The 6795-nt window shown below is 72.2% G+C and carries 6 protein-coding genes and 1 pseudogene; 3 read left to right on the forward strand and 4 right to left on the reverse strand.

Annotation, left to right across the window (positions count from 1 at the left end; all coding sequences use genetic code 11):
- The 4 genes and pseudogenes from SSOG_RS05655 to SSOG_RS05670 all read right to left on the reverse strand — a co-directional run.
- Positions 1–506 (reverse strand): annotated as a pseudogene (locus SSOG_RS05655) (hypothetical protein); the annotation flags it as partial.
- 79 nt (positions 507–585) lie between these two features.
- The gene (locus SSOG_RS05660) at positions 586–2121 is read right to left on the reverse strand and encodes a hypothetical protein (RefSeq protein ID WP_009713249.1); all 1536 of its coding nucleotides are present in this window, start codon (positions 2119–2121) and stop codon (positions 586–588) included.
- 163 nt (positions 2122–2284) lie between these two features.
- Positions 2285–2929 carry a pyroglutamyl-peptidase I gene (gene pcp / locus SSOG_RS05665; RefSeq protein WP_009713250.1) on the reverse strand — a complete coding sequence of 215 codons (645 nt, stop codon included), beginning with the start codon at positions 2927–2929 and terminating at the stop codon, positions 2285–2287.
- Positions 2930–3049: 120 nt separating this feature from the next.
- Positions 3050–3754, reverse strand: a complete 705-nt coding sequence (locus SSOG_RS05670; RefSeq protein ID WP_009713251.1) for a GntR family transcriptional regulator — start codon at positions 3752–3754, stop codon at positions 3050–3052.
- Between the two features lie 197 nt (positions 3755–3951).
- Between SSOG_RS05670 and SSOG_RS05675 the strand changes: the two genes are divergently transcribed.
- From SSOG_RS05675 to SSOG_RS05685, 3 genes are all read left to right on the forward strand, one after another.
- Positions 3952–5265 (forward strand): MFS transporter, encoded by a 1314-nt coding sequence (locus tag SSOG_RS05675; protein WP_039936660.1) that lies wholly within the window; start codon positions 3952–3954, stop codon positions 5263–5265.
- A 22-nt stretch (positions 5266–5287) separates the two neighbouring features.
- Positions 5288–6076 carry a putative hydro-lyase gene (locus SSOG_RS05680; protein ID WP_039936662.1) on the forward strand — a complete coding sequence of 263 codons (789 nt, stop codon included), beginning with the start codon at positions 5288–5290 and terminating at the stop codon, positions 6074–6076.
- Between the two features lie 34 nt (positions 6077–6110).
- Positions 6111–6795: LamB/YcsF family protein (locus SSOG_RS05685; RefSeq protein ID WP_009713254.1), on the forward strand; the 685-nt coding region annotated here is incomplete at its 3' end.

The raw sequence follows: 6795 nt of genomic DNA on the forward strand, positions 1-6795 counted from the left end.
GCCCGCTCCTCCAGGCGGGCGCACGCCTGCCGTACGAAGGCGTCGACGCCGTTGACGGTGACCCGGCCGATGTACCCGTCGTCGGCCAGGTCCTCGGGGCGCGGGAAGGCCATGGCGGCGACGGAGAGATGGGCGAGCCCGTGCAGGAAGCGGTCGGCGGAGTCGCTGGCGGCGCGGCGGGCGTAGTCGCCCATGCGGACGGCGAAGACGGAGTCCTCGGCGGCGGTCACGGCCATCCCGGCGCGGGTGGACACCTCCAGCACGATCAGGCCGAGCCCGGCGGCGACGGCGTCGGCGAGCCGGGCGAAGGCCGGTTCGTCGCGGTAGCGGCGCAGCAGCTCGGCGTACTCGACGTCCCGGGCGGGCAGCAGCTTGGGCTGGAGCCCGAAGGACACCAGCCGCGCCGCGTCGGCCGCGTCGGCGGGCGTGACCCCGCCCGCCGGACCGCTCGGCGCCTCGGCCGGCTCGGGCTGTGCCGCGTCGTCAACGGCGTCGTACTCGGTCACGGGTGAAGCTCCTTGCGCGGGGCGTTCTCACGGGGTGCGGCGAGGGCGGCGGCACGGGACGTGTCCCGGTCGGGGGTCATCACGCCACCTCCGTCCGGTCCGCCGCCATGCCCGCGGCGTCCAGGAGGGCGGTGCCCACTATGAGATCGGCGCCGCCGAATTCGTGGTCCTCCAGCTCGGTGCCGTCGTCCACGGCGAACAGCAGCCGCTGTTCGCCCTGGCGGTAGGCGGTGCCGACCGGGGGGCTGGCGGCGTGGACGGCCAGGAGGGCGATCAGATACGGCAGGTCGGGGTCGCGGCGGCGGGCCTCGGCGAGGAGGCCGGAGAGGCGGCGCGGGGCGTCGGCGGGGAGGTCGAGCAGTTCCATGGCGACCGCGAGCTGTTCCTCGCTGAAGCGGCTGTCGTCGGGGGTCGCGATGAGGTCCGGCTCGGGCATCTCCGCGCCGAGGTGTTCCCGCTCGACGGGCGGGGTGAGGAGCATGTCGACCAGGTCGCCGACGCGAACGGAGGTGGGCGTCCGCATTCCGGTGCCGCGGGCGAAGAAGGCGTCGGTGACGCGCCCGGCCTGCTCCACGGGGAGCGGCAGGATCGGGGCGAGGAGCTGTCCGTACAGGTCGAGTCCGGCGCGCGCGGCGGGCGGGGCGAACGCCTGGCGGTCCTGCTCGGCGCGGAACAGCGGCCCGGCCTCCAGCAGCCGGGACTGGAGCTGGGTGTGGCGCCGGATGCAGTCCTTGACGATGTCGACCAGTTCGGCGGCGCGCCGCTTGTGCTCGGCGCCCTCGGCCTCGTCGCGCGCCTTGCGGATGTTGGTGAGGATCGCGTTCTCGTGGCGGTAGCGGTCGGCGACGTGGTCCAGCGCCTCGGTGATCAACTCGGGTACGGTGCGCAGCCAGTCGACCGCGCGGACGTTGCGCCGGGTCGCGTCCAGCGTGCGGCGCAGCGTCTCCGAGTACTGGACGGTGCGGTAGCGGGCCTGCTCGGCGGCGAGTTGGGCGTCGGCGAGGCGGCCGCGGCTGATGAGGACCTCGAGCTTGACCTCGGCGGCGATCTGGGCGCTGGTGACGTCCGTGTCGAGGGCGCCGACCAGAACGTTGACCGCTTCGTCGGTGGTGCGCAGATAGACGCCGCCACCGGGTCCCGGCACCTCCTCGATCAGCTTGAAGTCGTAGTCGCGGCGGACATACGCGCCGTCGGCGCCGAACGTGCCGTACACGGCGCGGAAGCCGCGGTCCACGCTGCCGACGTTGATCAGGTTCTCCAGCACCCAGCGGGCGACGCGCTCATGCTCGGCGGCGGGCCGGTCCGGGGCCTGGGCGGCGACGCGGGGCAGCAGCCTGGCCACTATCTGTTCGTGGTCGGCGCCGGTGTCGAAGTCCATGTTGAGCGTGACCAGGTCGATGGCGGAGAGGGCGACCTCGGCCATCGCGTACACCCCGTACTCGCCCGCGAGGTTGGCCTTGCGGGTGTCCAGGTCATGGAGCGGCGCCGTGCACGCGAGCGCGCGCAGCCGCCGGGCCAGGCCCTCGTCGGCGGCCGGTCCCGGCGCCGGGCGGGCTGCCCCGTCATGGCCGTTGAGCTGGGGCGCAGTGGAGGCCCCGGGGGGTGGAGATGTCACGTCGCACAGATTAGGCGGTCGCACCGACAACGCACGAAACGGCGCGGAGATCCCGCTATGTCGGGGCGCGTCATGCCCGTACACCGGCGCGTCTCCCGTGACTCACCGACCGGTCAGTCTACGGCTTCGCGGACGTTCCCCGGTCCGCCCGGCGGACCGTCGGTCAATGGATCGCGCCTTCGGCGCTGCGCACATCCGTCTGCGTGCTCGCCGCCGTGGTGACGATCGCGCGGAGCGCCTCGGCGACCGTGGCGGCGGGCAGGGACGGTTCGGGCCGGTCCACGACCTGTTCGGGCGCGTACGGGACGTGGACGAAGCCGCCGCGCAGGGCAGGCCGCTCGGTGGCGATCAGGTGGGAGAGGCCGTAGAAGACGTGATTGCAGACGAACGTCCCGGCGGTCTGCGAGACGGAGGCGGGGATCCCGGCGGCTCGTACGGCGGCGACGCACGCCTTGATGGGCAGGGTGGAGAAGTACGCGGCGGGGCCGCCCTCGACGACCGGGCCGTCGAGGGGCTGTTGTCCCGCTTCGTCGGGTATGCGCGCGTCGTTGACGTTGATGGCGACCCGCTCGACGGTGACGCCGGGGCGGCCTCCGGCCTCCCCCACGCACACCACCAGTTCGGGGTCGGTCCGCTCCACCGCGGCCCGCAGCTCCTCCAGGGCGGTGCCGAAGACACAGCTGAGCCGGGCGGTGGCCACGGTCAGACCGGGCGGCGGGTCGGCGGCGACCAGGGAGACGGCCTGCCATGAGGGGTTGACGACCGACCCGCCGAACGGGTGGAAGCCGGTGAGCAGCACTCGGGCCATGCGTGGCCTCCTCAGAAGGCGAAGAGTGAATCGCTTGAGGGGACCGTACTGGTCCGTGAGTTCGAGCAGTACGGCGGGCACCGCCGGCGAAACGGCGCGGGTGGCCCACCGGGCGAGAGGTCAGCCGATCCGCTGGGCGTACGCCTCGGAGAGCTGAGCCAGCGAATCCTCCAGATAGGCGGCGAGCAACTGCTCGGCGCGCGGCGCGTCGCCGCCTTCCAGTGCCCGCAGCATCTGCCGGTTGCGGTCGAGGTAGGGCTCGTGGAAGCGCCGGGGGTCGTCCATCGTGTGGAAGACGAGGCGGAGTTCGGCCAGCACGCCCCGCATCAGCTCATCGGTGCGCGGGCTACCCGCCAGCGCGACGATCCCCTGGTGGAATCGGATGTTGGCGGTGCCGAGATCCCGCCAGGCGGCATCGCGGTCGGCCTGCTCGCCCGCCGCCACGGCTTGGCGCAGCGCGTCGAGTGGATAGGGCGGCTCGCCGAGTCCGCGCAGGGCGGCGCATTCGACGAGCTGTCGCACCCGGTAGATGTCCACGACGTCATCGACCGTGAGCACACGGACGAAGACCCCGCGGTTGAGTTCGTGGACGAGCAGACGTTCGTGCGTGAGCAGCCGGAACGCCTCGCGCAGGGTGTTGCGGGAGATGCCGAGCGCGCCGCCGATGCTGTCCTCCGACAGCCGTGAGCCGGGCAGGATGAATCCGTCCGTGATGCGGTTGCGCAGGATGTCGGCCACCCGCTCGGCGGTGCTGGTGCGCCCCAGGAGGGCACGGTCGTCCGCCAGCCCGGCGAACGCCGCCTGACCGGCTCCGTTCTTCCCCACGCGCCCTCTTCTCTTCTCGCCCCTTGCCCTCTGCCTGCGACCAGTCAACCGCAGAAACAGGAACGAAACAACATGGGTATTGCCGGATCGTTCAACGATCCTCTACGTTGACCGGCAAGCCCGACCGCCCCCGATCCCCTTCACTCTCGGGGCGGCATTTCACGCCTCTGCCACACATCCCCCTCTGCGAGGTGGCCATGAGCACATCCCCGACAACACCGTCAAATCTCCCGAACGAGACAGATCCGACATCTCACCCCACCGCCCAAGGCGCCGAGGACAACGGCGCCTTCGCCTGGCGCCGCGACCTCGGACCGCGTGGCCGCCGCGCCTTCAACGGCGCCTTCGGCGGCTACGCCCTGGACTCGTACGACTTCTTCGCCCTGCCGCTGAGCATGGTCGCCATCGCGGCGTACTACGGGCTCAGCAGCGACCAGACCGGGCTGCTCACCACGGTCACCCTCGTGGTCTCCGCCGTGGGCGGTGCGCTCGCCGGGATCCTGGCCGACCGGATCGGCCGGGTGAAGGCGCTGATGATCACGGTGATCACGTACGCGGTCTTCACCGTGGCCTGCGGGTTCGCGCCCAGCTACGAATGGCTGCTGGTGCTGCGCGCCTTCCAGGGGCTCGGGTTCGGCGGTGAGTGGGCGGTCGGCGCGATCCTCGTGGCCGAGTACGCCTCCGCCAAGCACCGCGGCCGCACCCTCGCCTTCATCCAGAGCTCCTGGGCGGTCGGCTGGGCCCTCGCGGTGATCGTCTACACCCTCGTCTTCCAATTCGTCGACGAGGACCTCGCCTGGCGCGTGATGTTCTGGACCGGCGCCCTCCCCGCTCTGCTCGTGTTCTACATCCGCAGGAACGTCACCGACGCGCCCCAGGCCGCCGAACAGCGGGCCAACAGCACCAGGCGCGGTTCGTTCGCCGAGATCTTCCGCCCGGGGATGCTCAAGACCACGGTCTTCGCCTCGCTGCTCGCCACCGGCGTCCAGGGCGGCTACTACACGCTCGCCACCTGGGTCCCGACGTTCCTCAAGGAGGAGCGGGGCCTCACGGTCGTCGGCACCGGCGGCTATCTGACGTCGCTGATCTCGGGCGCCTTCACCGGCTACCTCACCGGCGGCTACCTCACCGACCGGCTGGGCCGGAAGAAGACCATCGCGCTGTTCGCCTTCCTCTCCGCCGGCTGCATCCTCGTCTACACCCACATCCCGAGCGGCGCGAACACCCTGCTGCTGGTCCTCGGATTCCCGCTGGGCTTCTGTATGTCGGCCATCTTCAGCGGCTTCGGCTCGTTCCTCAGCGAGCTGTACCCCACGGCCGTCCGCGGCACCGGGCAGGGCTTCACCTACAACACCGGTCGTGCCGTGGGCGCGTTCTTCCCGACCCTCGTCGGATTCCTCGCCGGCAGCTGGGGCGTCGGCGGAGCGCTGGTGTTCGGCGCCGTGGGCTACGGCATCGCCGTCGTCTCCCTCCTCGGCCTGCCCGAGACCCGGGGCCGTGAACTGGTCTGATGACAAGGGACGGGAGCACGACATGAGCGCCACCACACCCCTCGCGGACCCCGCCCGCGCGCGCGAGATGTTCCGGTCCGGCCTCAGCTCGCCGACGGCCGGATGGGCCCCGGGCTACGCCCAGGCCAACCTCATCGCCGTCCCGGCCGACTGGGCGGAGGACGTACGGCTCTTCTGCCGCCGCAATCCGGCGCCCTGTCCGGTCCTCGACGAGACCGGGCCCGGTTCCGTGGCCACCCGGCTGGCCGACGGCGCCGACCTGCGCACCGACTTCCCCGGCTACCGCGTCTGGGAGCACGGCGAACTCGTCGCCGAACCGGCCGAGGTGACCGCCCACTGGCGGGACGACCTGGTCGCCTTCCTCATCGGGTGCAGCTTCACCTTCGAGACGGCGCTCGCCGCCGCGGGCGTGCCGCTGCGCCACATCGAGCAGGGCCGCAACGTGCCCATGTACGTGACGGACCGCCAGTGCCGTCCGGCGGGGCGGCTCTCGGGCCCGATGGTGGTCTCCATGCGGCCGATACCCTCCGGGCTGGTCCCCACCGCGCGCGAGGTGAGCGGGACGATGCCCGCCGTGCACGGCGCCCCCGTGCACGAGGGTGACCCGGCCCAACTCGGCATCCGCGACCTCTCCGGGCCCGACTTCGGCGACTCGGTAGAGTTCCGGACGGGCGACATTCCGGTGTTCTGGGCCTGCGGGGTGACACCGCAGGCGGCCGTCATGGCCTCCCGCCCGCCCTTCGCGATCACCCACTCACCGGGCCGGATGCTCGTGACGGACGTACGGGACGAGGAGTACCGCACGTCATGAATTCCCAGCCGTACCACCGACCTCCGGAGGAGCGATGACCGACGCACCCCTCGGCGCGCCGATCGACCTCAACGCCGACCTCGGCGAGGGCTTCGGCCACTGGCGGCTCACCGACGACGAGGCGCTGCTGTCCGTCGTCACCAGCGCCAACGTCGCCTGCGGCTTCCACGCCGGTGACCCGTCCACCATGCGGCGGGTGTGTGATCTGGCCGCCGAGCGCGGGGTCCGCGTCGGCGCCCAGGTCTCGTACCGGGACTTGGCGGGCTTCGGACGGCGCGCCATGGACGTACCGGCGCGCGAGCTGGCCGACGAGATCGCCTACCAGATCGGCGCGTTGGAGGTCTTCGCCCGCTCGGCGGGCATTCGCGTCCGTTACGTCAAACCGCACGGGGCGCTCTACAACCGCTGCGTGCACGACGCGGAGCAGGCCGCGGCCGTCGTCGAGGGCGTGCGCCTGGCGGGCGGGGAGGCGGCGCTGCCCGTCCTCGGTCTGCCCGGCTCGCGGCTGCACGAGGCGGCCGGCGCGGCCGGTCTGCCGGTCGTCGCCGAGGCCTTCGCCGACCGCGCGTACACGGCCGAGGGGTCGCTCGTACCGCGTCGCGAGCCCGGTGCCGTCGTCACCGACGCCGACGCCGTCGTGAAGCGCTCCCTGATGATCGCCCGCGACAGGGCGGTGACCTCGATCGACGGGCAGCGGGTCGAGGTCACCGCACGGTCGC

It is taken from the genome of Streptomyces himastatinicus ATCC 53653 (genome assembly GCF_000158915.1).
GTDB classification, from domain to species: domain Bacteria; phylum Actinomycetota; class Actinomycetes; order Streptomycetales; family Streptomycetaceae; genus Streptomyces; species Streptomyces himastatinicus.

Bases quoted from the DNA above. Each gene is read 5' to 3' on its own strand.
- SSOG_RS05680 (WP_039936662.1), top strand. From the start codon at position 5,288: ATGAGCGCCACCACACCCCTCGCGGACCCCGCCCGCGCGCGCGAGATG.
- SSOG_RS05675 (WP_039936660.1), top strand. From the start codon at position 3,952: ATGAGCACATCCCCGACAACACCGTCAAATCTCCCGAACGAGACAGAT.
- pcp (WP_009713250.1), bottom strand. From the start codon at position 2,929: ATGGCCCGAGTGCTGCTCACCGGCTTCCACCCGTTCGGCGGGTCGGTC.